Origin of the sequence: Streptomyces carpinensis, assembly GCF_002154505.1 — a bacterium.
GTDB lineage: Bacteria > Actinomycetota > Actinomycetes > Streptomycetales > Streptomycetaceae > Streptomyces > Streptomyces carpinensis.
The window spans coordinates 12,511-35,445 of the sequence record NZ_MUBM01000086.1; the positions used below are offsets into that span (position 1 = coordinate 12,511).

The 22,935-nt window shown below is 70.6% G+C and carries 22 protein-coding genes and 4 pseudogenes; 11 read left to right on the forward strand and 15 right to left on the reverse strand.

Features of this window, described 5'->3' with window-relative positions; all coding sequences use genetic code 11:
* Nucleotides 1-107 precede the first annotated feature (107 nt).
* Nucleotides 108-329 (reverse strand): DUF6059 family protein, encoded by a 222-nt coding sequence (locus tag BZY54_RS12605; RefSeq protein WP_086725264.1) that lies wholly within the window; start codon nt 327-329, stop codon nt 108-110.
* 182 nt (nt 330-511) lie between these two features.
* Nucleotides 512-1,132, reverse strand: a complete 621-nt coding sequence (locus tag BZY54_RS12610; protein ID WP_086725265.1) for a LysE family translocator — start codon at nt 1,130-1,132, stop codon at nt 512-514.
* Nucleotides 1,133-1,244: 112 nt separating this feature from the next.
* On the opposite strand from BZY54_RS12610, the gene BZY54_RS12615 reads away from it, so the two are divergent.
* The 4 genes and pseudogenes from BZY54_RS12615 to BZY54_RS55365 form a co-directional block, all read left to right on the forward strand.
* On the forward strand, nt 1,245-1,697 hold the full coding sequence (locus tag BZY54_RS12615) for an Lrp/AsnC family transcriptional regulator (RefSeq protein ID WP_086725266.1): 453 nt from the start codon (nt 1,245-1,247) through the stop codon (nt 1,695-1,697).
* A gap of 207 nt (nt 1,698-1,904) precedes the next feature.
* Complete coding sequence (locus BZY54_RS12620) at nt 1,905-3,851, forward strand: maleylacetate reductase and hydroxyquinol 1,2-dioxygenase domain-containing protein (RefSeq protein ID WP_244217126.1); 1,947 nt, start codon at nt 1,905-1,907, stop codon at nt 3,849-3,851.
* 17 nt (nt 3,852-3,868) lie between these two features.
* Entirely contained in the window at nt 3,869-5,641 is a 1,773-nt protein-coding gene (locus BZY54_RS12625; RefSeq protein WP_086725268.1) for an FAD-dependent oxidoreductase, read from the forward strand.
* A pseudogene (locus BZY54_RS55365) lies at nt 5,638-5,883 on the forward strand (CoA-transferase); the annotation flags it as partial. The gene BZY54_RS12625 and the pseudogene BZY54_RS55365, both read left to right, overlap by 4 nt.
* Here BZY54_RS55365 and BZY54_RS54735 read toward each other — a convergent pair.
* The 3 genes from BZY54_RS54735 to BZY54_RS12640 all read right to left on the reverse strand — a co-directional run bounded on the left by BZY54_RS54735 (nt 5,870) and on the right by BZY54_RS12640 (nt 8,055).
* Nucleotides 5,870-6,004, reverse strand: a complete 135-nt coding sequence (locus tag BZY54_RS54735) for a hypothetical protein (RefSeq protein WP_279634682.1) — start codon at nt 6,002-6,004, stop codon at nt 5,870-5,872. The pseudogene BZY54_RS55365 and the gene BZY54_RS54735 sit on opposite strands and share 14 nt — an antisense overlap.
* A 60-nt stretch (nt 6,005-6,064) precedes the next feature.
* Entirely contained in the window at nt 6,065-6,982 is a 918-nt protein-coding gene (locus tag BZY54_RS12635) for a helix-turn-helix domain-containing protein (RefSeq protein ID WP_086725269.1), read from the reverse strand.
* Nucleotides 6,983-7,179: 197 nt separating this feature from the next.
* Entirely contained in the window at nt 7,180-8,055 is an 876-nt protein-coding gene (locus BZY54_RS12640) for an SDR family NAD(P)-dependent oxidoreductase (protein ID WP_086725270.1), read from the reverse strand.
* A gap of 69 nt (nt 8,056-8,124) precedes the next feature.
* On the opposite strand from BZY54_RS12640, the gene BZY54_RS12645 reads away from it, so the two are divergent.
* Nucleotides 8,125-8,784 (forward strand): TetR/AcrR family transcriptional regulator, encoded by a 660-nt coding sequence (locus BZY54_RS12645; protein WP_086725330.1) that lies wholly within the window; start codon nt 8,125-8,127, stop codon nt 8,782-8,784.
* Between the two features lie 86 nt (nt 8,785-8,870).
* On the opposite strand, the gene BZY54_RS12650 is transcribed toward BZY54_RS12645, so the two are convergent.
* On the reverse strand, nt 8,871-9,773 hold the full coding sequence (locus tag BZY54_RS12650) for a DMT family transporter (RefSeq protein ID WP_086725271.1): 903 nt from the start codon (nt 9,771-9,773) through the stop codon (nt 8,871-8,873).
* A gap of 391 nt (nt 9,774-10,164) precedes the next feature.
* Here BZY54_RS12650 and BZY54_RS12655 point away from each other — a divergent pair, with 391 nt between their 5' ends.
* On the forward strand, nt 10,165-12,300 hold the full coding sequence (locus BZY54_RS12655; RefSeq protein ID WP_086725272.1) for a SpoIIE family protein phosphatase: 2,136 nt from the start codon (nt 10,165-10,167) through the stop codon (nt 12,298-12,300).
* A 190-nt stretch (nt 12,301-12,490) separates the two neighbouring features.
* A pseudogene (locus BZY54_RS12660) lies at nt 12,491-12,905 on the forward strand (WhiB family transcriptional regulator).
* Between the two features lie 75 nt (nt 12,906-12,980).
* Here the strand turns inward: BZY54_RS12660 and BZY54_RS12665 are convergent.
* Together BZY54_RS12665 and BZY54_RS12670 are read right to left on the reverse strand one after the other, a co-directional pair.
* The gene (locus BZY54_RS12665; protein WP_244217127.1) at nt 12,981-13,610 is read right to left on the reverse strand and encodes a cysteine hydrolase family protein; all 630 of its coding nucleotides are present in this window, start codon (nt 13,608-13,610) and stop codon (nt 12,981-12,983) included.
* A 158-nt stretch (nt 13,611-13,768) separates the two neighbouring features.
* Nucleotides 13,769-14,572 (reverse strand): DUF427 domain-containing protein, encoded by an 804-nt coding sequence (locus BZY54_RS12670; protein ID WP_086725274.1) that lies wholly within the window; start codon nt 14,570-14,572, stop codon nt 13,769-13,771.
* A gap of 194 nt (nt 14,573-14,766) precedes the next feature.
* On the opposite strand from BZY54_RS12670, the gene BZY54_RS12675 reads away from it, so the two are divergent.
* The 4 genes and pseudogenes from BZY54_RS12675 to BZY54_RS12690 all read left to right on the forward strand — a co-directional run bounded on the left by BZY54_RS12675 (nt 14,767) and on the right by BZY54_RS12690 (nt 17,345).
* The gene (locus BZY54_RS12675; protein WP_086725275.1) at nt 14,767-15,210 is read left to right on the forward strand and encodes a hypothetical protein; all 444 of its coding nucleotides are present in this window, start codon (nt 14,767-14,769) and stop codon (nt 15,208-15,210) included.
* 112 nt (nt 15,211-15,322) lie between these two features.
* The gene (locus BZY54_RS12680) at nt 15,323-15,751 is read left to right on the forward strand and encodes a DUF6210 family protein (RefSeq protein ID WP_086725276.1); all 429 of its coding nucleotides are present in this window, start codon (nt 15,323-15,325) and stop codon (nt 15,749-15,751) included.
* Nucleotides 15,752-15,851: 100 nt separating this feature from the next.
* Nucleotides 15,852-16,860 (forward strand): annotated as a pseudogene (locus tag BZY54_RS12685) (questin oxidase family protein).
* Nucleotides 16,861-16,988: 128 nt separating this feature from the next.
* Nucleotides 16,989-17,345, forward strand: coding sequence for a hypothetical protein (locus BZY54_RS12690; protein WP_086725332.1), 357 nt, complete (start codon nt 16,989-16,991; stop codon nt 17,343-17,345).
* 222 nt (nt 17,346-17,567) lie between these two features.
* On the opposite strand, the gene BZY54_RS12695 is transcribed toward BZY54_RS12690, so the two are convergent.
* The 7 genes and pseudogenes from BZY54_RS12695 to BZY54_RS12720 form a co-directional block, all read right to left on the reverse strand.
* Nucleotides 17,568-18,167 carry a hypothetical protein gene (locus BZY54_RS12695; RefSeq protein ID WP_086725277.1) on the reverse strand — a complete coding sequence of 200 codons (600 nt, stop codon included), beginning with the start codon at nt 18,165-18,167 and terminating at the stop codon, nt 17,568-17,570.
* Between the two features lie 374 nt (nt 18,168-18,541).
* The gene (locus BZY54_RS12700; protein WP_086725278.1) at nt 18,542-18,802 is read right to left on the reverse strand and encodes a hypothetical protein; all 261 of its coding nucleotides are present in this window, start codon (nt 18,800-18,802) and stop codon (nt 18,542-18,544) included.
* 482 nt (nt 18,803-19,284) lie between these two features.
* Entirely contained in the window at nt 19,285-20,052 is a 768-nt protein-coding gene (locus tag BZY54_RS12705) for a class I SAM-dependent methyltransferase (RefSeq protein ID WP_086725279.1), read from the reverse strand.
* Nucleotides 20,053-20,308: 256 nt separating this feature from the next.
* Nucleotides 20,309-20,692, reverse strand: coding sequence for a VOC family protein (locus BZY54_RS12710; protein ID WP_086725280.1), 384 nt, complete (start codon nt 20,690-20,692; stop codon nt 20,309-20,311).
* A 51-nt stretch (nt 20,693-20,743) separates the two neighbouring features.
* Entirely contained in the window at nt 20,744-21,610 is an 867-nt protein-coding gene (locus tag BZY54_RS12715) for a GNAT family N-acetyltransferase (protein WP_086725281.1), read from the reverse strand.
* A 244-nt stretch (nt 21,611-21,854) separates the two neighbouring features.
* Nucleotides 21,855-21,968 (reverse strand): annotated as a pseudogene (locus tag BZY54_RS49275) (IS481 family transposase); the annotation flags it as partial.
* Nucleotides 21,969-22,127: 159 nt separating this feature from the next.
* The gene (locus BZY54_RS12720; protein ID WP_086725282.1) at nt 22,128-22,868 is read right to left on the reverse strand and encodes a class I SAM-dependent methyltransferase; all 741 of its coding nucleotides are present in this window, start codon (nt 22,866-22,868) and stop codon (nt 22,128-22,130) included.
* Nucleotides 22,869-22,935 lie beyond the last annotated feature (67 nt).

A 22,935-nucleotide genomic window follows, 5' to 3' on the forward strand; every position in this document is an offset into this window, starting at 1 on the left:
GGGCCCGGGCCGTCCGGCACCGGGCGGTCTGGGGCGGGACGGTCCAGCCCCGCCCCGGCGCCGGCCGGCGTGGGACTGAGGTGCCCGCTGTCGTTTCGCCGGCTGGGTCAGCGTGAGCGGAGTTCGCGCCGCAGGGTGCGTTCGAGCGGGGTGAGGGGGATGTCGTGCCGTATGCGTTCGGGGTGCCTGGCCGCGGGTCCGGTCAGGTCGTGGAGTGACCCCGCGGGGAAATACGGTCCGGCTGGCGGCGGGCCCATGGTGTTGTAGGGCTCCAGGCCTGTGTAGACGTACAGGGCGTGCAGCATGCGGCGGGGCAGTGACAGTGCCACGGGGGACCTCGCTTGGCTCGTCGACGGAACCGGTCGGATGTCTCACCGTGCGGCTGTACGGTCGGCACGCGGTCCTGACGCGCTGGAGGCGGAGTCGGGGTGCGGTGGTGCTGAGGTGGGGGAGGACCCCAGGCGCCGGGCCGGCAGGGTGGCCGCGCGATCGCCTGCGGGAGACCCGGCCCTCACCAGCCGGCCAGGCGCTCCACCAGCAGAGAACCGCCGATGACGATCATCATGGCACCGGAGACCCGGGTCACGGCCCGAGCCGCGGAGGGCCGCGTCTTGAGCACGGTGCGGGCCAGGACACCGACGGAGAGATAGACGACGGCGCTGGCCGTCATGTGGAGCGTGCCGAGCAGGCCGGTCTGCGCGGCGACGGGCCAGCCGCCCGAGGGGTTGATGAACTGCGGGAACAGTGAGAAGTACAGCAGCAGCGCCTTCGGGTTCAGGCCGCTCGTGCCGGCTCCCCTGAGCGCGACCTGCCAGTGCGAGGAGGCCATGGTCTCCGTGGACGCCGCCAAGGCGGCGGGCTGCCTCAGCACGCTCCACCCCAGCCAGATCAGATAGGCGGCCCCGGCGACGGTCAGCGCAGTGAGAACGGTGGTCGAGTTCGCCACGATCACCACCAGCCCTGCCACGGCCAGCAGCGTGTACCCCGCGTATCCGGCGATCAGTCCGGCGACGGCCGGCACGACCGAGCGGTCCCGAAGCCCGGCCGAGATTGCATAGGCCCAGTCCGCACCAGGGGTGAAGACCAGCAGCAGATCCACTGCCAGGAAAGCCGCAACCGTCGTCGTGTGCATCGATCGTTCCCTCTCACATTCCTTGCTGTGAGAGGGAAGGTTAGGTGCGAGTTGCCCGAAAGTGTTTGCTTCTTTACTCCATGATCGCGCTTCTTCGGGGAAAATCTCCCCCATGGATGCCCTGGACCGGAAGATTCTTACCGAGCTGCAGCTGGACGGCCGCCTGACGGTCACTGAACTGGCAGCGCGCGTGCAGCTGAGTGTCTCGCCCTGCCATCGCCGGCTGCGCGACCTCGAACGCGAGGGCGCCATCCGTGGCTATCGCGCCGTCGTCGACCCGGCTGCCGTCGGCCTGAACTTCGAAGCCGTGGTCTTCGCCACCCTGCGCTGGGAGGACGCCGGCACCGTCACCGCCTTCGAGGAGGCCGTGAGCGCCATTCCTCACGTCATCCAGGCCCAGCGTCTCTTCGGCGACCCCGACTACCTCCTGCGCGTCGCCACCACCGACCTGGCCGCCTACCAGCAGCTCTACGACCAGCAGTTGGCCAAGCTCCCGGGCGTCCAGCGCCTGACCTCGACCCTCGTCATGAAGAACGTCGTGCAGGACCGGCCGCTGCCCGAGTAGCCGCACCCTCGAGGACGCCGGATTCGCCGATGCCCGAGGCATCAGGACGCACGCCGGCGGGCGGTGCCGCGCGGAGACACGCCGGCGTCCATCCCCTGGCGGGGCAGGCCCGCGCGTTTCGTGCAGCGGGACGCGCGCATCGTGCAGGAATCCACGCGATCGCGCTGCGGATACTCGTGCGCAAACGACCGACGTACCTCAGATGACATGCGGAGGCAGAGCTCCATGCGGACGTTCGTCTACACATCTCCTCCCTCGCGGGTGGTCTTCGGCGCCGGCACGGTGGGCCGCCTCAGGGCGGAGGTCGAGCGGCTGGGCTGCTCCCGGGTTCTGCTGCTGTCCAGTCCGCCCGTGGCGGAGGCCTCCGCGCGGGTCCGCGACGCGCTCGGGGACCTGCTGGCGGCGGAGTTCGACGGCGCGGCCATGCACACCCCGGTGGAGGTGACCGAGCAGGCGCTCCAGGCGCTCAGGCACGCCTCGGCCGACGGCATCGTGGCCGTCGGGGGCGGTTCGACGACCGGCCTGTCGAAGGCACTGGCCCTGCGCACGGACCTGCCACAGGTGATCCTGCCGACCACGTACGCCGGTTCCGAGGTGACGCCCGTCCTCGGCGAGACCCGCGACGGGCGCAAGGTCACACAGTCCTCCCCGGCGATCCTGCCCGAAACCGTCGTCTACGACGTCGACTTCACCCTCACCCTGCCGCCGGCCATGACACTCACCAGCGGCGTCAACGCCCTCGCGCACGCCGTGGAGGCCCTCTACTCCGCCGACGCCAACCCGGTCACCGACCAGCAGGCCCTGGACGCGATCTCCCGCATCGCACGGGCGCTGCCCCGGCTGGCGGCCGATCCCGCCGACCCCGAGGCGCGGGCCGACCTGCTGCACGCGGCCTGGCTCGCCGGGACCTGCCTCGCCACGGTCGGCATGGGCCTGCACCACAAGTTGTGCCACACCCTCGGCGGCAGCTTCGACCTGCCGCACGCCCAGACGCACACCGTCGTGCTCCCGCACGCCATGGCCTACAACGCGCCCGCGGTGCCCGACGTGATGCGCCGCATCGCCAAGGCCCTGGGCGCGCCGGACGCCCCGAGCGGCGTGTACGACCTCGTCGCCTCCCTGGGCGGACCCACGTCGCTGCGCGAACTCGGGATGCCGGAGTCCGGCCTGGCCCGCGCGACGGAACTGGCCACCTCGACGCCGTACCCGAATCCGCGCGAGCTGACCACCGAGGGGATCGCGCGGCTGCTGGCCGACGCCTGGCACGGACGCCGCCCCGAGGATTCCCCCTCCACGGAAGCCAGGCTGGCGCGTCTGACCGAACAGGTGGTGGCCAGCTTCGCGCAGGCCCCCGACCCGCGCGTCCGCACCCTGCTGAGCGACCTCGTCCGGCATCTGCACACCTTCGTCGCCACCAACGACGTCACCGATGCCGAATGGCAGTACGCCATCGACTTCCTCACCCGCACCGGACAGATCTGCGGCCCGACCCGCCAGGAGTTCGTGCTGCTCTCGGACACCCTCGGTGTCTCCAGCGCCGTGGACCTGCTCACCAACTCCCGCACGCCCGACACCACCCCGTCCGCGGTGCTCGGCCCCTTCTATGTGGAGGGCCCGCCCGAGGCCGCGCCCGGCAGCGACATCTCCGGAGGCCTGCACGGCACCCCGCTCTGGGTGGACGTACGGGTCACGGACACCGAGGGCGTGCCGGTCAAGGACGCCGTGGTGGACGTGTGGCAGTCCAACGAGGACGGCTTCTACGACGTGCAGCTCCCCGACCTGGACGGGCCGGTGCTGCGTGCCCGGTTGCGCACCGACGCCGAGGGGCGGATCACCTTCTGGTCCATCCTGCCCTCGCACTACCCCATCCCCGGGGACGGGCCGGTCGGGCAGATGCTCGACGCGGTCGGACGCCACCCCTACCGGGCGCCCCACCTCCACTTCATGTTCGACGCGCCCGGCCACCGCCGGCTCGTCACCCAGCTGTTCGTGGCCGATGGGGCCTACCTGGACAGCGACACCGTCTTCGGCGTCAAGGACGAACTCGTCGTCGACTTCACGCCGCAGACCGGTCCCACCCCCGACGGCCGCCCGCTCGACGGCCAGTGGTGCCGTCTCGACTACACCTTCCGTCTCGCCCCCCTGGCCGGATGACCGAGGAGCGCCCACCCATGACGACCACCGATGCGCACGACCCGTACGACACCGACGTCCTCGTCGTCGGCAGCGGCCCCGCCGGCGGCTCGGCCGCCCTCCTGCTGGCCAGCTACGGCATCCGCACCCTGCTGGTGACGAAGTACGGCTGGCTGGCCAACACCCCACGGGCGCACATCACCAACCAGCGCACCATGGAGGTGCTGCGCGACCTCGGCGTCGAGTCGGAGGCGCTGATGTTCGGCAGCCCGTCCCACCTCATGGGGGACACCGTGCTGTGCACGGCGCTGACCGGAGACGAGATCGGGCGCATCCGCAGTTGGGGCACGGGCCCCGCGACGGCCACCGAGTACGCGTCGAAGAGCCCCTGCGAGATGATCGACCTGCCGCAGACCTACCTGGAGCCGATCCTGGTGAGCAACGCGGCGGCCCGCGGCGCCAAGGTCCGCCTCGACACCGAGTTCGTCAGCCTCACTCAGGACGACGACGGCGTCACGGCCCTGCTGCGCGACCGGATCCGCGGCGACGAGTTCACCGTACGGGCCCGCTACCTGATCGGCGCGGACGGCGGACGCAGCACGGTCGCCGAGCAGCTCGGCCTGCCCTTCGACGGGCGCATGGCCAAGGCCGGCAGCATGAACATCGTCTTCAAGGCCGACCTCACCCGCTACTGCGCCCACCGGCCCAGCGTCCTGTACTGGGTGCTGCGGCCCGGGGCGGAGACCGGCGGCATCGGCATGGGCCTGGTACGCATGGTCCGCCCGTGGAACGAGTGGCTACTGGTGTGGGGTTACGACATCGAGCAGCCGCCGCCGGATATCGACGAGGAGTCCGCGCGGAGAATCGTGCGCGACCTCGTGGGCGATCCCGACCTGCCGGTGGAGATCACCTCCACCTCGCTGTGGACCGTCAACCACGCCTACGCCACGCAGTACTCGTCCGGGAGGGTCTTCTGCGCCGGCGACGCCGTGCACCGTCACCCGCCGTCCAACGGGCTGGGCTCCAACACCTCAGTCCAGGACGCGTACAACCTGGCCTGGAAACTCGCGATGGTGATCCGCGGCGAGGCCGGTCCGGCGCTGCTCGACAGCTACACGGCCGAACGCGCCCCCGTCGGGCGGCAGATCGTCGAGCGGGCCAACCTCAGCCGCGACCAGTTCGGCCCGATCTTCGACGTGCTCGGCGTCGGCGCCGGCAGCGACGAGAACGCCATCTCCGAAGGCATCGCCGCGATACGGGCCCGGACGCCCGAGGGCGCCAAGAAGCGACGCCTCCTTGACGAGGCCGTCCAGCTCAAGAACTACGAGTTCAACGCGCACGGCGTGGAGATGAACCAGCGCTACGCCTCCTCGGCGGTGCTCCCCGACGACACGGGCGCCGAAGACTGGGAGCAGGACAGGGAGTTGGTGCACAGCCCGACGACCCGGCCCGGCGCCAAGCTGCCGCACGCCTGGCTCGTCGGCGCACAGGGAGAGCGCATCTCCACACTGGATGTCGTCGGCAAGGGGGTCCTCACCGTGCTGACCGGACTGGCGGGCGACGTCTGGGACGCGGCCGCGAGCGCCTGCCGGGACACCCTGGGCGTACCGCTGCGGGTCGTGCGCATCGGTGCCGAGAACTCCCGTGACGCGTACGGCGAATGGACCCGCGTCAGCGAGATCGCCGAGGACGGCGTCCTGCTGGTGCGCCCGGACGGCCATGTCGCCTGGCGCCGGGCCACCGCCCCTCGGACCGCGCGGTCGGCGCAGGACGAACTGCTCGGCGCCCTGCGCCACGTCCTGGCGCGATAGGGGAGAGGCAGACGGACAAGCTCGTGGCCACGGCCGAGGATGCCCTGGCGGAGGTGACGGACGGACAGTCGTTCGCCGCCGGGGGCTTCGGACTGAGCGGTGTTCCGGAAATCCTCGTCGCAGCCCTGCACGCGACCGGGGCGAGCGGCCTCACGGTCGTGTCGGACAACTGCGGTGTCGGCGGCCGAGGCCTCGGCATCCTGCCGGCCTCGGGCCGCATCGCCCGGGTCACGGGCTCGCACTGCGCGCCGCGCGGTGGAGGACGAGGCTGCCGTGCCGGTCCCCACGCGCGGCCCTGACCAGCGAGTAGTCGGTCGAGACGGCGTGCTCCAGGATGCGGTCCAGCCCGTTGAAGCCGCGCACCTGGCCTGACACCGGAGACGGTCGCGGCCCGAACGCCGTCGACCATCCGTCGCCCCGTCTCTATGGGAAGGCGGCGGACGCGGCCTCGTCCTGCCGGTGGCCCTCGGCCCGGCGCAGGGCGGCCGGGGTGGTGCCGAGCCGGGCGCGCATCACCCGGGTGAGGTGCTCCTGGTGGGAGAATCCGCAGGCGACGGCCACCTCGGCGATCGGCGCGGAGTCGGTGCGCAGCAGCCGGCAGGCCCGCTCCAGCCGCAGCTTGAGCAGGAACTGGTGCGGGGACTGCCCGGTGCTCGCCCGGAACTGCCGTGTGAACTGGCTGCAACTGAGAGACGCCGAGGCGGCGAGGTCCGCGATCGGCAGCGGCTCGGCGAGCCGCGCCTCCATCAGCTCGTGCACGGCGGCCAGCTGCCGCGCGGAGAGCCCGGACCGCGCGGGGCGGGACGCGGCGGAGCCGACGGGGCCGACACCGTGGCGGCGCACGAGCTGCGCGGCGAGCATCCCGGTCAGGTGGTCGGTGTAGGTGCGGGCCGACGGCTCCCAGGAGCGCACCGCGTCCTCCAGTGCGAGCACCAGCTGCTCGGCGAGTGGATCTGCCGCACCCAGTTCCTCGCACAGCTCCACCGGCCGCCCGTCGTTCGCCTCGCGCAGCGCCCCGTCGGTGAGATAGGCGTGGACCGTGTCCAGTCGGCCACCGAGCTCGACGGCGAGGGCCCGGCCGGCCGGCTGCAGGAAGAGCCCGCCGGCCGCGATCCGCCGTGACCGTGCGCCGCCGCCCCGCCCGCGGCGCACCGTGACGGGCCCGCTCAGGTGCAGGATCAGCAGGTGGGTCGGCGCGGGATCGAACGTGGCGCGGTAGGGCTGCTCCTGTTGGGCGGCGAGGTACAGCTGCTCCCAGCCGAGCCCCGAGCTGGTGTGCCGTGCCCGTATACCGGGCTGGCGCAGGATGCCGACCGTGTCGGCCGGACCGAGCTCCGTCATTGGTGCGACCTCCTCGCGGCACCCGATGTAGTTGAACTGTAAATCGCCAGGGGCTTCCCGAAAAGCGACCGGGCCGTAGAAGTTGCCCGACGAAGCGAGGAGGTGGGGCGGCCGGGCGGAGCCGGAGCCGGCCGCGGGTGAACAGCCGCGCGCGACGCATGGCGCGTCGGGGAGGGTGTCCGGGGGACGGACGGACCCTACTCGGTCGCGACCTGAGGCGGGAGCTGTACGGGGTAGGGCTCGCCGAAGTCGGCGGAGCGGCTGACCTTCTCCCAGGCGGTCGCCTCGGACAACTGGCGGCGGGAGTAGTCCAGTGCCATCTCCGCCGCGTTCGCGCCCAGCAGGAGATGGCTCGGGACCTGCCCGCGTCGGACGGTGCGCACGATGATCCCGGCAGCGCGCTCGGGGTCCCCGGCCGCTCCGTCCGTGCTCTGCCGCACCCGCCGGTTCATCGCCCCGACTGTCTCGTCATAGGCGTCGGGGATCGGGTGGACCGTCATGGACGAGCCGGCCCAGTCGGTGGCGAAACCGCTCGGTTCGACGACCATGACCTGCACACCGAACGGCGCGGTCTCCGTGGCCAGGACTCTGCTGAAGCCGTCGACCGCGAACTTGGCCGCCTGGTACGACGCGATTCCCGGCGAGCCGCCGACGCGCCCGCCGATCGAGGAGATCTGCACGACGGTGCCCCTTCCCTGTTCCCGCAGGGTGGGGAGCGCGGCCTTCGTGACGTTGTAGACACCCCAGAAGTTCGTCTCGAACTGGGTGCGGAAGTCGTCGTCCTCCGTCGTCTCGATGGGGGACACGTTCGCGTATCCCGCGTTGTTCACGATCACGTCGATGCGTCCGAACCGGGCCAGCGCCGCTTCGACGGCCTTGCGCGCCTCGTCCGGGCGCGTGACCTCCAGTGAGAGGGGGTGAATGCGGTCGCCGTACTCCCTGAACGCTTCCGCGAGGGCCTCGGGGCGGCGGGCGGTGGCCACGACGCTGTCGCCGGCCCCGAGGGCGGCGGTGACCAGGGCGCGGCCGAGGCCGCGGGATGAACCGGTGATGAACCAGACCTGTGAACTCATGCTGTTAGTACAACACCGTTCTCTTAATTACGCAACGCCGTTGCGGTAATGGTTCCTATGATGTCCTGCATGACTACGCCTGCCTTTCAGCGCGCGCGCAGTGTCCAGGCCAAGCAGGCGCGAGAAGAGGCGATCCTGGACGCGGCCCGTACGCTCGGCCGCCGGCGCGGCATCCGGGAGGTCACCCTCACCGACATCGCCGCTGCCGTGGGCATGCACAAATCGGCGTTGCTTCGCTACTTCGAGACGAGGGAGCAGATCTTCCTCAAGCTCACGGCGGAAGGGTGGCGGCAGTGGTCCGCCGACCTGCGCGGCGACCTCGAACGGAGGGCGCACGCCACACCCGCCGAGGTCGCCGCGGTCATCGCCGCCACGCTGGCGGCGCGGCCGATGTTCTGCGATCTCCTCGCGCAGGCGCCCCTGAACCTCGAGCGCAACGTGTCGATCGAATCGGTGCGCGCCTTCAAGCTCGTGACCTTCGAGGAGATCGAACTGATCGGCGCCGAGCTGCGACGACTGCTCGGACTGACCGAGCTGCAGACGATCGACACCATCGCGACGGCGACCAGCATGGCCGGGGCCCTGTGGCAGATGTCCAGCCCCGGCCCGCGTCTGCGGGAGCTCTACGAGACGGATCCCCGGCTCGGCCACGCGGTCGTCGAGGTGGAACCCCGCCTGCGCCGCGTCCTTGCAGCCTTCCTCACCGGACTCGGTGCGGGCGCCCTGTGACCGCGGCTGGAACGCCGTGATCGGTGCCCCGGCCGGCCCCGAAGTGTGCGCGCCGAGCCCGGCGTGAAGGCGCCGGGACGCCGTCGCTACCGGGCCGGGGCGTGCTCCGCCGGCTCCGGCCGTTCCTCGTCCGCATGCAGGCAGTTCGCCAGACACCGTGTGCGGGACAGCGCGAAGATCCCGTAGGTGAGCAGGGCGAAGCCCACCAGGGCCGACAGCAGCCACATTCCCGTGCGTGGCTCCTCGCCGTAGATCGTGACGCCCAGGAGGACACCGGCCGTGGCGTCGGTCAGCGTCAGCGCGGGCTGTGAGGCGATGAGGGGGCCGGCCTGCATGGCGGTCCCCAGCAGGAACAGGGAGGTGCCGCCGATCACCGCGAAGCCGTAGGTCTGCCACGCCAGGAGAAAGGCCTGAAGACCCCGATCGCCCAGGATGCCCATGGCCGATTTCATGAGCGCGGCGGTGAGGGCGTTGCCGAGGGCCGCCCCCGCGGCCAGGCAGGCCGCCCGCGTCATGCCCAGAGGCCTTCGGGTACCCGCGAGTACCAGCGCCGCGCCGATGCCGCCGACGACCAGGAGCGTGGGCACCCACAACAGGCCGGGCACCTCGTCCCTTCCACCGGAGGGAGCGAGGGACAGCAGGAACAGCGTCAGCCCCACGGCGATGCACGCCACCGAATACCAGGCCTTGCGCGAGCGGTGCACGTGGAAGACGGCTCCACCGATCATGAGAGCCAACGGCAACTCGAGGATGAAGACCGGCTGAACCGCGGCGAGTGAGCCGGATGCCAGGGCCAAGGCCTGAAGAATCGCGGAGGCGGTGACGCCGACGATGCCCGCGAGCCAGACGGGGGTGCGCAACAGATCGAGGAGGAGACCCACCCGCAGGGACATCGTGGCCGGCACGGTCAACGCCGCGCGCCGCTGCAGAACCGTTCCGAGCGCATTGCTGCACGCGGCAAGAACGGCGAGAATCAGGGAAAGAACCATGCCCGGGTCACTCCTTGGTCATCGCGGCCCTGCCTACCGGAATGCTTCGAACAACCGCGGCGTGGAATCTCTGATTCCGCCTACCCCGTCGGCGTTGGGACTGCCTGCCGGCCATGCAGGCATCGGTCGCACGGACCGTTGACAGCCCAGCCCCTGCTCACCGCACCGCTGGGGCGGCACCCCCGCAGATCGCCGGCTGTCCTCGTCGCCTGCTGCTCTCGCCGGCGAACGCCGTGACGCCCGCTTGGCTCCGCGCCTGTCAGGGCGGCCTCATGGGCGTATCGTCCTGATATGCGTGGCGATGGCGCTAGGTGTGACCGGTGACACCGCCCGCCGCCGTATCGCGCAGGTACGGCAGTCACCGACCGGTGCTCGCACAGGGAGGTGAAGCGTGTCCGACGCCACCCCCGAAAAGACCTGCGCGGGCTGTGTTCCGGAAGCACTGGACCCCGTCCTGAGCCGGTTCACGCGGGAGGCCGGCGCCAGCGTGAGCGCGGTCTACCTGCCGTCGCCGGACGGCCAGGTGTTGCACCTGGCGGTGCTCAGCGGAGTCTCATGGCAGATCGCCACCCCCTGGGCGCAGGTCGCGCTGGAGGCCACGACCCCGGTGAGCGACGCCGTGCGGGAACGACGTCTGGTGTGGATCGGCGACCAGGAGGAACTGGCCCGCCGCTATCCGCAACTCGCGCTGGTCCTGCCGCACCCCTTCACCATGGCCGCCGCTCCGATCACCACCGGCCCGACCGCGTGGGGCGGCCTGGTGCTGCACTGGCCCGCCACGCACCCACCGGTCCTGGACTGCGACGAACAGGATGCGATCACCGGCGTCTGCGACCACCTGGGCCTGATCCTGCAGCAGGCCGTCAGCAGCGGAGGTGCCGTGTCGCCCGGGTCCGAGCCGCGGATCCTGCCCGTGCCGCTGACCTGTGCCGCCGGGCCGGACGAGGCACAGGCCGCGGTCGGCTTCGCCGAGCGCCTCCCCGACGGCTGCTGCGCGCTCGACCCGGACGGTCGGGTCACCTTCATCACCACCTCCGCGGCGGACCTCCTCGGCGTCGGCAGGCCCGACCTGCTGGGCGTTCGGCCCTGGGAGGCACTGCCGTGGCTGGACAACCCCGTGGCGGAAGACCGGTACCGGGCCGCGGTTCTCAGTCGTCAGCCCACGTCCTTCACCTCGCGGCGCCCGCCGGACCACTGGCTGTCCTTCCACCTCTATCCGGACACCTCCGGCATCAGCGTGCGCATCGTCCCCGTCTCCTCGGCCGACCTCCTGGCCCCTCCACGGCTGGTGCATCCCGCGCCTGCCGCCGGGCCTGTCCGCGCCCCGGCCCTGTACCACCTGATGCATCTGGCTGCCGCTCTCACCGAAGCCGTCGGCGTGCGGGACGTGGTGGACAGGGTCGCCGACCAGATCCTGCCCGCCTGCGGCGCCCAGGCCCTGGCCCTGCTGGCGGCGGAGGAGGGGCGGCTGCGGATCATCGGCTACCGCGGCTACACCGGCGAACTCATGGACCGCTTCGACAACGAACCCCTGACGTCGGACACCCCCGCCGTGCGCGTCCTGACGACGGGCGTTCCCAGCTTCTTCGCCACCTTCACCGACCTGAAGGAGGCCTATCCTCCCGCGGTCCTCCAGGACGACATGGCCGCCTGGGCGTTCCTGCCGCTGATCACCTCCGGACGCCCCGTCGGCTCGCTGGTCCTCGCCTACGACCGGCCTCGTTCCTTTCCCGCCGACGAGCGTGCCGTGGTGATCTCGGCGGCCGGGTTGATCGCCCAGGCGCTGGACCGCGCCCGTCTCTACGACGCCAAACACCGGCTCGCCCGCAACCTCCAGGCCGGCCTGCTGCCCCGCACCCTGCCCCGCATCCCGGGCCTGGAGGTGGCCGCCCGCTACCTCCCTGCCGGGCGCGGCATGGGCATCGGCGGCGACTTCTACGACCTCATCCGCCTCGGCGAGGCGACCGCCGCCGCGGCCATCGGCGACGTCCAGGGTCACAACGTGCACGCCGCGACCCTCATGGGACAGGTCCGCACCGCCGTCCACGCCACCGCCGGAGCACCCCCGGGCGAGGTCCTCGCCCGCACCAACCGCCTGCTCACCGACCTCGACGCCGGACTGTTCACCAGCTGCCTCTACGCCGCCCTCGACCTCGCACGCCACCGAGCCTGCCTGGCCACCGCCGGACACCCTCCGCCGATCCTGCGCCACCCCGACGGCCGCACCGAAGTCCTCCATCCGCCGCCCGGACTCCTGCTCGGCATCGACCCCGACGCCGACTACCCCACGACCGAGATCCCCCTGCCGCCCGGCGCCGTACTCACCCTGTACACCGACGGACTGGTCGAAGAGCCGGGTAGCGACATCGAGGACTCGATCAACACCCTCGCCGACCGGCTCGCCCGAACCCGGGACCAGACGATGGACGCCCTCGCCGACAGCCTCATCGACCACGCCCAGCGGTCCGCGCCCTGCAGCGACGACATCGCCCTGCTCCTCATCCACCATCGACACACAGTCGGCTGACCGAACGGGCCACCGACAAGCAGCCGGCTGAACGAACGGGATCGTACGCGCCGCCGGACGGCCGGATCCGCCACCGGACGGGCAAGCGGGGGCGGCGCTGGTCCCAATTACCGCCGTTCGTCATGATTGGCAAGGCTGCTCACTCGAAGGTGTGGCGTGGCGCCGCCCGGCACAGACGGCATATGCCTGCGTGTCCTACTGTCACGTCCCTACCTGCCCATGGGGCAGGCAGCCGCTGGCCGAAAAGGGGAGAGGACCGGGTGGGGACGGTGGGAATGATTGCGGGCAACGAGAGCTGGGCGGAGCGGGCGACTTGCCGAACCGCTGATCCGGAGCAGCTGTTCGTCGAGGGAGCGGCCCAGCACCAGGCCAAGGCCCTGTGCACGGGCTGCCCCGTGCGCACCGAATGCCTGGCGCACGCGCTCGACAACCGGATCGAGCACGGCATCTGGGGCGGCATGACGGAGCGGGAGCGGCGCGCCCTGCTGCGGCGCCGCCCGACGGTGACGTCCTGGCGGCTTCTGCTGGAGACCGCGCGTGCGGCGCACGCGCAGCAGGCCACAGGGAGCGCCGGCGCCGGGGAGTACTGGGCCCAGGCCGGCTGATGCGCTGATGCGGCGTGGTGGCGGGTCGCCGGCGTTCAACCGGTCCGGCAGCTGCGGTCGTTCACTCAGGCGCGGCTACGTCGGCGCTTGCTTGAAGGCGGTGACCAGCTCGGTCGTGGTGAGGATCGCGTGCGCGAAGGTGGGGCCGATCAGTTCGTGCGCGGCGTGCATCATCTCGGGTGTGTAGGCCGCGGTGGCGTCACGGACAAGGGTCACGTGGTAGCCGAGCTCCATCGCGAAACGCGCGGTGGTCTCGACGCAGGTGTTCGCCAGCACCCCGACGGCCACCACATGTGTGATGCCGTGCTGCCTGAGCCGCATGTCCAGATCGGTGTTGGCGAATCCGCTCTGGGCCCAGTGTTCGTGCACGACGAGGTCACCTGCCTGCGGCTGGAAGTCCGTGTGGAACTCCCCTCCCCAGGTGCCCAGAGCGAACGTGTGCTGCGTCTGGATTCTCCGCTGGGTCGGATTCGGGTGGTCCCAGGCGTCGTAGTCGCCGGGCCGCCAGCGGCGGTGCGGCACGAAGACCACCTGCAAGCCGGCCTCCCGTGCGGAGGCGATCACGGTACGCAGATTGTCCAGCAGGCCGACCTGCGTCGCGACGGGCTTCAGGCGCTGCCAGACCTTGCCTCCCTCGGAGAGGAAGTCGTTGTAGGGATCGATGAGCATGACCGCCGTGCGGCACGGGTCGTAGGCCTCGATCACGGTATCTCCTCACCCTCTGGGCAACCGACATCAACGCGGAACAGGGGAAGCCGTCCCGCACCGTAGCGGCGGACGGGTCGACGTGACGAGCCGGAACGAGCGGCCGCTCACGGGCCCGTGGCGCGCCAACGCCGTCCGCTCGTCGCGACGGGGAAGGTTCACGTGGGGTGCTCTCGCTCCCATACGGCTCTGGTGACAGCGGACGGGCGGGGCAGCAACTGTCCGTCGAGGTGGAGATCCACGCGCTCGTTGTAGAAGGCGACCAGGCCGGCGATGGGCGTTACCTGCCGGGTCGGGAAGTCGTACGACCAGGCGAGGTCGGGGTAGGTGTCCGTGTCGGTTGTGACGGACCAGTAACCGCTGGTCCTGCCCTTGTACGGGCAGCTGGTGACGGTGTCGGTGGGCTGCATGCGTGTCCAGTCGATGTGCACCCGGTCGAGGTAGTGGCGCGTCGGGAGGCCCGTCTCCAGCACCATGACCGAGGACGGTGCGTCCGCGAGCACCACTCCGTCGAGCATGACGCGGACACCGCGGCCCGACCGCAGTGCGTCGACGCGGGTGTAGGGGCTGCGCGGATGAACGAACACCTGCTCGTCCTCCTCGAACCATGCGTCGATGGCCTCCCAGCGGAAACTGGCAGTGCCGTGGATACCGGACGGCGTGTCCTCAGCCCACTCCCAGGCCGCTCCCGGTCGGGAGAGCGAGCCCAGTCGAAGGGTGTGACGCCGCGCCGTGCCGACCCGCAGAGCCATGGTTCGGCCCTCGTCGAGCAGAGCCCCATCGCGGATGTCCTCCCACGGGATGCAGTACTGCGGGTAGCCCGGCCACAGCCACACATAGCGGGCCCGCACGGTGTCGAAGACGGGAAGGCCGGCCACGTAGCCGCGGACGCGGCGCGGCACAGGCTCCACATGGCCGACCGGGACGATCATCTGCGGGTAGTCCGGTGCGTGCTGCTCCATGATGCGTTCCCTCGTAGCGTCTCATGCCGGACCTGGACGGCCGAAAGCCGTACACGGCCCGACGGCACCAGGCAATCACGGGGGCGGCTGTCCGGCACCCCGAGCATCGGACAGGCCGGATGGCCTGTCGGAGGTGACCGCTAACGTTCTTGCGACGTGAAACCGCGCCGGCGGCTGACTCGGAGGGGTGCAGGATGGGTGCTTCGGCCTGGGACTACTACGTGCCCTACCAGGCGGATCTCGGCGCCGCGCTGGAGGAGTTGCACCAGCGGGTGTTCCTCGCCGGTGACTACTACTGGGTGCGCGGCGACGACTCGCTTCCCGAGGAGGAGCGCCGCCCACGACCTTCCACTCCGGACGAATTGTGGGCCGACGAGTGGACGCAGCACTCCGGCACCCACTCGGTCCTCGACGTCTTCCACGTGCAACGCGAGGACGAGGAGCCCGAGGTCTGTGCCGTACAGCCGGTGACCGCCGAAGAGGCCCGGAAGGCCGCCGGCACCGAACGGCTCACCCGCGCACACGTCCCGGCGATCCAAGACCTTGCCCGCGACCGCTGGTACGGACGCTGCGCAGTACTCCACGACGACCACGGAAGACCACAGGAGATCTACTTCTGGGGTTGGTCCGGAGACTGAGCCATGCATCCGGCGGCTGCGGCAGGGCACGCGCACTGTGCCGCCAAGCATCACGAACGTTGCGACGGAAATGCCGTTGAGCTCGTGGCCGGCGGCCCGGAAGACTGCTGCCATGAGCCTGCGGCGCTTCGTCTTCGTCGATCCCGACGGCATCAGCGGCGGCGGTTGGCTGTATGTGGTGGTCGAGGCGAAGACCGGCGTCCTCTACCAGCAGCAGTACGGCGGAACCGCCTGTCGGCAGGGACAGGCGGAGGGCTTCCTGGTGCCGCTGTTCGGCCCGGACGAGCTGGACGCGCTGCGCGAGCTGTTCGAGAGGGACTTCCGTGGTGCCGGCACATGGAACTACGCGTGGCCGGACGACGAACGCGACAGACTCCGCGGGATCATCGAAGTCATCCGCTACTGGACGTGCGACGGGACCACCGAGGAGCCTCACGGCCTACGGTTGGACGAGAGCCGGATGCACGAGGCGGACGAGGCGTGGGTCCCGGTGATCACACCGGACGGCCCGGGCGTGTTGCCGTGGTTCAACTCCGACTGAGCTCGGCCGGGCACGTCGGTTCCACGACAGGTCCTACTAGGTCCGGTCCTACGTCTGCGGCCTGTTACGCCGCTGTGCGGCCTCACCTACCGTCCTGACCATGGATAAGACAGCCATACTCGACGAGGCGCTCCAGCGGCTGCACAGTTCCGGGCCGGAGCGGCTCGGGCGGCTCACCAACCACGCGCCGATGGCCGTCGAGGCCCTCGCCGCGCACGGTCGGGCCGGCTCGGTGCACCGGTGGCTCGACCTGTACACACGCAAGCTTGAGGAGTTCCCGTCCGGTGTCGAGCCGGTCACGGCCGCCAACTGGCGTGCCGCTCGGCGATTCCCGTCGAGCCGCAGACTGGATCGGCTACCTCGGCCGCGAGATCGCCGAGCGCCCCTGGCGCGACGTGCTCACTGAGTGGTGGCCCCGTCTCCTGCCCGGCATGTACGGCGGCTCGACCCACCCGGTGATCCGGGTGGGTCACGCCGTGCGCACTCTTCTGGCCGACGACGTCACCGAACCACGTCTGACCGAGCTTGCCCACGGCCTCGGTTACTGGGCCGCCCGCTACCACCCGGTCGCGGACCTCGCCCCGCTGCCCGGTGCCGACAGCGCAGCCGCCGCCCTGGACGCGGTGGCGCCCATCGCCGCACGGGAGGGCGGCTTCCCCGACCGGCTCGGCCGCGTCACGGGCCTGCCCCGGTGGGCGGCCGCGGTCACGGACCCGCACGAGGCGCGACGCCGTCTCACCGAACTGGTGCGGGCGGCCACGCACCGGTACGCCACCCACGGCCACGGAGAGGAGACGATGCTGGTCCACGCGGCCACGGCCCCCAACGCCGTGCTGCGCACCCTCCCCGCGCTCCCGCCTGGCCTGTGGGCACCGAGCCTGCGGGCCGCCTGGACGGCATCCGCGGCAGTGACCGCGATGTACGCACCCGACACCCCGGTCGCCTACACGCCACCGGGCACCCTCATCCCCGAGGAGGTCTTCGAGCGGGCCCTGTCGCACGGCGACGAACACGTCATCAAGCTGACCGACACAGCCCTCGACGTCGGCGACGAACAGGCACTGACGGCCGCACTGCGCTCCATCGAGCTGAGCGAACCGCTGGTCTGAAGGCCGTCCCGCAACTGCCGGTTGCACCCGCGGAGGGAAGCTCGAAACCTGGTGGCCGCCGTCCTCGAGCAGTCGATACGGTCGGGCTCCCGGCCGGCCGCATCGGCGGCTACCCCGTCCAGAGAGCGATTCCCGTGACCAGCCAAGCAACGACGACCCTGTGGCGTCCCAGCGGACCCAAGGAACTGGAGCTGGTACGTGAGCTGGACTGGCGTGCCTGGCCGCCCCGGCTTCCCGAGCAGCCGATCTTCTACCCGGTCCTCAACGAGGACTACGCCGTCAGGATCGCGCGAGACTGGAACGTGAAGCATGACGGCGCAGGCTTCGTCACCCGGTTCGAAGTCGAGTCCGGCTTCCTGCGCAGGTATCCGGTCCGGCAGGCGGGCGGACAGACGATCGTCGAGCTGTGGGTACCGGCCGAGGAACTGGACGAGTTCAACGCTCACATCATCGGCAGGATCGAGCTGGTCCACGAGTTCCACTGAGCTGCCAAGGCTCCGTGACGTGGCGTCGCGACCCGACACGACTTACCGCACAGCCCATTTGACTTGCGGTCGTTCGCTCGGCTGTTCAGGGTCTCGAAGTCCGGGGCCGACCGGATCGTCAACCGCCGGTGACCGGCTCGGTGACCTGGCACGGGTCACGGAACACCGGTGGCCGCGCGGTCATGCCACAGATGGTCCGTGACTCCCGGATGCCGCAAGCCCTCAGGCGACGGCTCCAGCCTCAGCGCCTGCGGGGGTGAGGGCGAGGACTCCGGTGCCGCGCACCCGCGTGTCCTTCGTCAGTGTGAGCGGGCTGGGTCCCAGGGCAGCGGCGATCTCGGGAGCGAGATGGAACGCGACCGACGTCCATTCGCTCTCGGACTCGTCGTCGGCGTCCTCGCCCCAAGTGGGCGACAGCATCAGCTGCTCGCGTCGGGACCTTTCCAGTGGCAGCGGTTCACCCCGTGTGAAGCCCGCGTCCTCGGCCTCCCCGGTTGCGCAGTACCGCCGGAGCACGGCACCGTGCTCAGCGACGAGCCAGGCAGAACCATCGCCCTGCGCACCGTAGTAGTACGCCTGCGCCCGGCCGTAGCGTGCGCTCAGCTCGGTGCACAGTCGCAGCATCTCGTCTGCGCGCTCGGCGCCGCACGGATCGCACCACCAGCCGATGACGAGCGTCCACCCGTCGACTTCGGGGCTCACGTACACCCGGGCAAGGCCATCGGGATTTCCGTCCGCATCTCCGTGGCCGTCCTCGTCGATGACCGACTCGGCTTCCGCGAACGTCACTGGTCTGGGTCGGGTGAGCCCCAGCATCGCCATGACTCCTGCTTGATCACCGGTCGGTACCGCGATCCAGGACAGCCAGCATGTCGCCAGGGGCCTTGGCCGATCGTCTGCCGAGATGTGCACGGACACACGATGCCACGCCGCTGTCCGCACCCTGAGACCAGGTCAGAACTCAAGCCGACCCGGTGATCCCGAGGCCACTGTCGGGCCGGCAGAGGGGATCGCGAACGGAAGGAACCACGAGCACCGACACACCGCCTGGCAGGATGGGCGTGGCTTCCGGCACGCATCGGTCGAAGAGACCAGGCCCGACGCAATGAACCGGCCCCGGCCCGCCCTGGAAGGGGCGCGCCGGGGCCGGTTCGGATCGCCGCCGCTACGGGCGGGTGCCGGCGTCAGCTACCGGGTCAGCGGTGGCAGTCGCGGTGGACGGGGCGCCAGGCGCGGGTCCAGTGGCCGGGGTGCCAGCGGTGGTGCCGGTCGCGGAATGCCGGGTGCCACTGGCGTGCCCACTGGCCCCGCGCGTCCTGGCAGTGGTGCGACGCCACCGGCGGCCGGTGGTGCTGCGGCGCGGCCGACGCGGTGCCGACCGTGCCGACGAGCGCGCCCGCGGCCAGAGCCACCGTCGCCGCCCCCAGGGCCGCGGCCCTCTTCAACCCGTTGATCATGTTCAGACCTTTCCGTACGAACCGGGGCTGGCGCCCCGTCACTGCCCGAACCATTCGGCCGGGCACGGACTGATCTTTGCTCTCCGACGCGACCAAATCACCGCAGAACACTGTCTGTTACGAAATACCAATCAATTTCTCATTGGGCTCAAATACTCATATAAATACGTCGATAGGGTGCAGTGCACTAGAATGGTCGGCCGCCGGCAGTCATGAGCGAGCGGCTCGGTTCACGGGCTTGCCGACTGAGCCGCTCAGGCGATGCCCGCGCGGGCGAGGACGAGGACGATTCGGTGGCCCAGGATTACGGGCGGGTCGGTATCGTTCCAGGTCAGACAACCGGTGGCCGGCTCGACAATCGCCTCACCAGCCTGCCACGCCCACCCGTGTGCGGTTCAACTGGGCTGCCACACCGAGGGCTTGTGGGGACAGGTGTGAACCGACGTCCAGACCATCCCACCGACCGGGCGACGGTGAATAACCTACTTACCGGCGTGCGCCGTGAGCAGAGGCTGGAAGAAGCCCGTCTCCTGCGGCATGCGCCACCGAGGGGCCACAAACCCAGCCTCGGCCACGAGGCCGGCCAGCCTGTCGCGGCCGAGCGCCCAGGAGACGGTCCGACGGACCCGGACACGCCACTCTCCGGCTGCCGGCAGGAGTTGGAAATGCTCCAAGTCGTAGTGTTCGCCGTCCTCGTGCCAGTGCCAGAGCTGGAAGGTGACGGTCCGTTCTCCATCGCCCGCGTACCGATGGACCTGCGGAGGCGCCGAAGCCGGCCGGCTGCGCAACAGGTCGTCATAGGCGCGCGTGCTGACCATCAACAAGCCCCCGGGACGCAGTACGCGGCGCATCTCCGCCAGCGCGGCATGAACGTCCTGCTCCGTCAGAAGATGGGGAAGGGAGTTGTCGGCGCAGACGACGGCGTCGAACCGGGCGTCGGGAAACGGGAGGCGTCGCATGTCGGCGGCGGCTGTGCGCAGCGTGACATCCCGCTGGGCGGCCTCACGGGCAGCACGGGCGGCGGCGCGGGGGCTGAGGTCCGTCCCGATGACGCGATGCCCGCGCAACGCCAGCCCGATGGCCTGTGTGCCGATGCCGCAGGAGCAGTCGAGCACCGCCGTACGGTCCTGACCTATCAGGGCGTGCAGAGCTTCCCCCTGCCGGCGAATGCCCGCGTCCCAGTCTGCGTAGATCAGGTGGTAGTCGTCGGCCAGGTCGTCGTAAAACTGTGCCACCGAGTTCTCGGGCATGGAGCGAGGCTACCGTGCGGGATTGCCGGAGGCACTGGTTATGCCGGTGCTCCATGGTCGCCTGGACACCCTCTGCCGAGCACGCCGCTGCCAGTTCTCGCGAACATCCGCGAGCGTGCTGATCGCCGACTGCTGCCGAAACCCGCCGACAGCCGGCAAGCGCCGCTACCGAAGGTGAACGAAGCCACCCTCTCCATCGAGCAGCATCACCAGCGCGTGCTTCAGCCCGATGAGGATGGCTGCGGCGCGCGTGTGGTCAGAGGGGCTGGAGCCGGCGGCGCAGGAGGCAGAACACGTTGCCTTCCGGGTCGGCCAGGACGTGCCAGCTCTCGGTGCCGGTCTGGCCGACGTCGGCGGGCTTGGCGCCGAGCGCGAGCAGCCGCTCCAGCTCGGCGTCCTGGTCGCGGTCGGTGGCGTTGACGTCGATGTGAAGCGGCAGCTTCCCGGTCCGCGGGTCACTGCTCGGGCTGAGGATGAGGGTGGGCTGCGGGCCGCCGAAGCCGGCGTCGGGCGGCCCGATCTCGATGCTTCCGTCGTCCTCCCGGCCGAGTTCGACGTAGCCGAGGACCTGGCTCCAGAAAGCGGCGAGGCGTTCGGGGTCGGCGGCGTCGAGGACCAGCTCACTGATGCGGCATGCCATGCCCGCCAGTGTAGGTGGACAACTCCCGCCGGGCGATCGCATTTTGCTTGCTCAGGCGTCCCGGCGCCGGTCCCGGATCTCAGGGCGTTGCTCGAAGCCGGCTGACGTGTAGGTGGCGACGGCGCCGACGTTGGAGCTCGGGGTGCAGACGATCGCGCTCGACGAGCCCAGCTCCCGGAGCGCGGCCGCCGCGGCGACGGTGATCGCCTTGCCGTAGCCGTGACCGCGGTGTTCCCGGTCCACGCCCATCGGCTCGAGCAGCCCGGGCTTTCCCGGACCGGCGGACCACACCGTCACCGCCGCCACCGCGTTGCCCTGATCGTCGTACGCGACCAGACACCGGGCGTCGGCGTACGGCAGTCCGGCCGCCATCGCGTACCAGTGCTCGTCCGTGAACGTCGACCTGTCGAACGATGCGCGCTGCACGGCGGTCCGCACGTGCGCCTGCTCCGGCCCGATCACCTCGATCCGCACGCCTGGGTCCTCCACCGGCTCCGTGAGGTCGCGGCGCAGCGGCGTCCACGGCTCGTCAGCGCTCCAGCCGTCCTCGAACAGCAGATCTTGGACGAGCGCACCCATCGGCGCCTCGACGTACACCTTCCCCTCCATCAGTACGCCGCGCTCCGGTTCGGTCACGTCCTCAACCAGTCGCTGCGCCAGCTCCTCGTCCCGCTGAACGTCCGGCGCGATCGTCAGCCGCAACAGCTCGGGACCGTCCAGCAGCCCGACGGCGAGGATCCGTCCGTCCCGGCTCCAGGTCCGGACCGCAGCGGCCGTCGCCTGTGCACCGAACCGCCAGAACCAGCCCAGATCCCCCGGATGCAGTTGCATAGGCGCCCCGTCGTACTGCCACTCCCGCAGCACGCCCACAGCCTCGCCCAACCCGTCGACTCCCGGCTTGCCCGACACAATCGCCATACCCCCGATCACACACCACCGCGCCGGCGGCCCGCACCCGGTTTCCGGCCGGTTGGCGCGGTAGGGCGGGTGGATTCGGGAAGGGGCACGAGGCGGGCTCGATGATGCCTGAAGTCCGGAGCGGTTCCGCGTGCACGACGGCTGCGAGCGGACCACGCGCGACGACGACCACTGAACCACGGACGTCGGCATCAGCGCCGGACTGACGACCTACGCTTGCTGCTGCCCCAGGGGCGGGGCCGACGATGCTGACCTGGAAGCGTTCCGCGGCCCGCCGCAGCGGCCATCCGTCGTCCACGACACACCGGGCCAGACGCAGCCTGCCGGTCGGAATCAGCGGGGCATTACGGTGGGACACGAGGGCCTCCTGCGATCGGGCGTAGATGTCGCAATCCACACCGAACCCAGAAGGCCCTCACCTGTTCAAGCACCCAGCACGCGTGTCACCAACGTCCCGGGACAGCACACCTAGGCCTGCCCGGCGAGGGGATGCCTTCACGTCTCGGCTCGGCGGAACTTACGGTTTGTGGGTTACCCAGAGCAGTTCCGCCGGCCAGCGGTGTGCCCAGTCGGGTGGGTCGGTTTCGTTGTAGCCGTTGGGTGTTCCGAGTTCGGGCCGCGGCTCGATGAGGTCGTCGATGATGAGACCCGCGCCGCGCAGGACCTTGACCCAGTCGCCGTAGGTGAGCTGATAGCTGGTCGCGCCGTCGTCTTCGGCGATGGTGTTCAGCCCGAAGTAGTCCTGCTGCAGCGTCGTGGTCACGCGGCTGGCGGCTTCGTCGTAGCAAGCTTCGAACCATGGGCTGGCGACGTTGAACACCAGGCGCCCGCCTCGGCCCAAGACGCGTGCGGCCTGCGGGACGGCCAGGTGCGGGGGCGCCCAGCTGAGCCCACCGAAGTCGCAGAACACCAGGTCGAAGCTGCCGGCGGCGAAGGGGAGTTGTTCGGCGGCGCCTTGCACTAGCGGATAGCGGGCCGCTCCCATCGCGCGGGCCGCGGCGGCGAGTTGGGCTTCGGACAGGTCGAGCCCGACCACGGTGGCGCCCTCGGCGGCGAGCGCCCTGGACCACTGGCCGGCGCCGCAGCCGAGTTCGAGGACCCGCTTGCCGGTGACGTCGCCCAGGGCGTGCAGGTGCGCGTCGGGGATGGAGTACATGCCCCACAGCCGGGGTGTGGCGCCGATTCGCGGGTCGTGCTCGTGCTGGTAGGCGCTGCTGATCTGGTTCCAGAGCCGCCGGTTGGCGGGGATGCTGTCCACGTGCCGACCCCACCACTGCCTGCCGGGGGCGGTCAACACGATTAGGGCACTGGCCGGCCCTCGCCTC

Excerpts from the sequence above, each read along its gene's own strand:
- BZY54_RS12610 (WP_086725265.1), bottom strand. The coding sequence starts at position 1,132 with ATGCACACGACGACGGTTGCGGCTTTCCTGGCAGTGGATCTGCTGCTG.
- BZY54_RS12615 (WP_086725266.1), top strand. The coding sequence starts at position 1,245 with ATGGATGCCCTGGACCGGAAGATTCTTACCGAGCTGCAGCTGGACGGC.
- BZY54_RS12620 (WP_244217126.1), top strand. The coding sequence starts at position 1,905 with ATGCGGAGGCAGAGCTCCATGCGGACGTTCGTCTACACATCTCCTCCC.
- BZY54_RS12625 (WP_086725268.1), top strand. The coding sequence starts at position 3,869 with ATGACGACCACCGATGCGCACGACCCGTACGACACCGACGTCCTCGTC.
- BZY54_RS12635 (WP_086725269.1), bottom strand. The coding sequence starts at position 6,982 with ATGACGGAGCTCGGTCCGGCCGACACGGTCGGCATCCTGCGCCAGCCC.
- BZY54_RS12640 (WP_086725270.1), bottom strand. The coding sequence starts at position 8,055 with ATGAGTTCACAGGTCTGGTTCATCACCGGTTCATCCCGCGGCCTCGGC.
- BZY54_RS12645 (WP_086725330.1), top strand. The coding sequence starts at position 8,125 with ATGACTACGCCTGCCTTTCAGCGCGCGCGCAGTGTCCAGGCCAAGCAG.
- BZY54_RS12650 (WP_086725271.1), bottom strand. The coding sequence starts at position 9,773 with ATGGTTCTTTCCCTGATTCTCGCCGTTCTTGCCGCGTGCAGCAATGCG.
- BZY54_RS12670 (WP_086725274.1), bottom strand. The coding sequence starts at position 14,572 with ATGGAGCAGCACGCACCGGACTACCCGCAGATGATCGTCCCGGTCGGC.
- BZY54_RS12675 (WP_086725275.1), top strand. The coding sequence starts at position 14,767 with ATGGGTGCTTCGGCCTGGGACTACTACGTGCCCTACCAGGCGGATCTC.
- BZY54_RS12680 (WP_086725276.1), top strand. The coding sequence starts at position 15,323 with ATGAGCCTGCGGCGCTTCGTCTTCGTCGATCCCGACGGCATCAGCGGC.
- BZY54_RS12695 (WP_086725277.1), bottom strand. The coding sequence starts at position 18,167 with ATGGCGATGCTGGGGCTCACCCGACCCAGACCAGTGACGTTCGCGGAA.
- BZY54_RS12700 (WP_086725278.1), bottom strand. The coding sequence starts at position 18,802 with ATGATCAACGGGTTGAAGAGGGCCGCGGCCCTGGGGGCGGCGACGGTG.
- BZY54_RS12705 (WP_086725279.1), bottom strand. The coding sequence starts at position 20,052 with ATGCCCGAGAACTCGGTGGCACAGTTTTACGACGACCTGGCCGACGAC.
- BZY54_RS12710 (WP_086725280.1), bottom strand. The coding sequence starts at position 20,692 with ATGGCATGCCGCATCAGTGAGCTGGTCCTCGACGCCGCCGACCCCGAA.
- BZY54_RS12715 (WP_086725281.1), bottom strand. The coding sequence starts at position 21,610 with ATGGCGATTGTGTCGGGCAAGCCGGGAGTCGACGGGTTGGGCGAGGCT.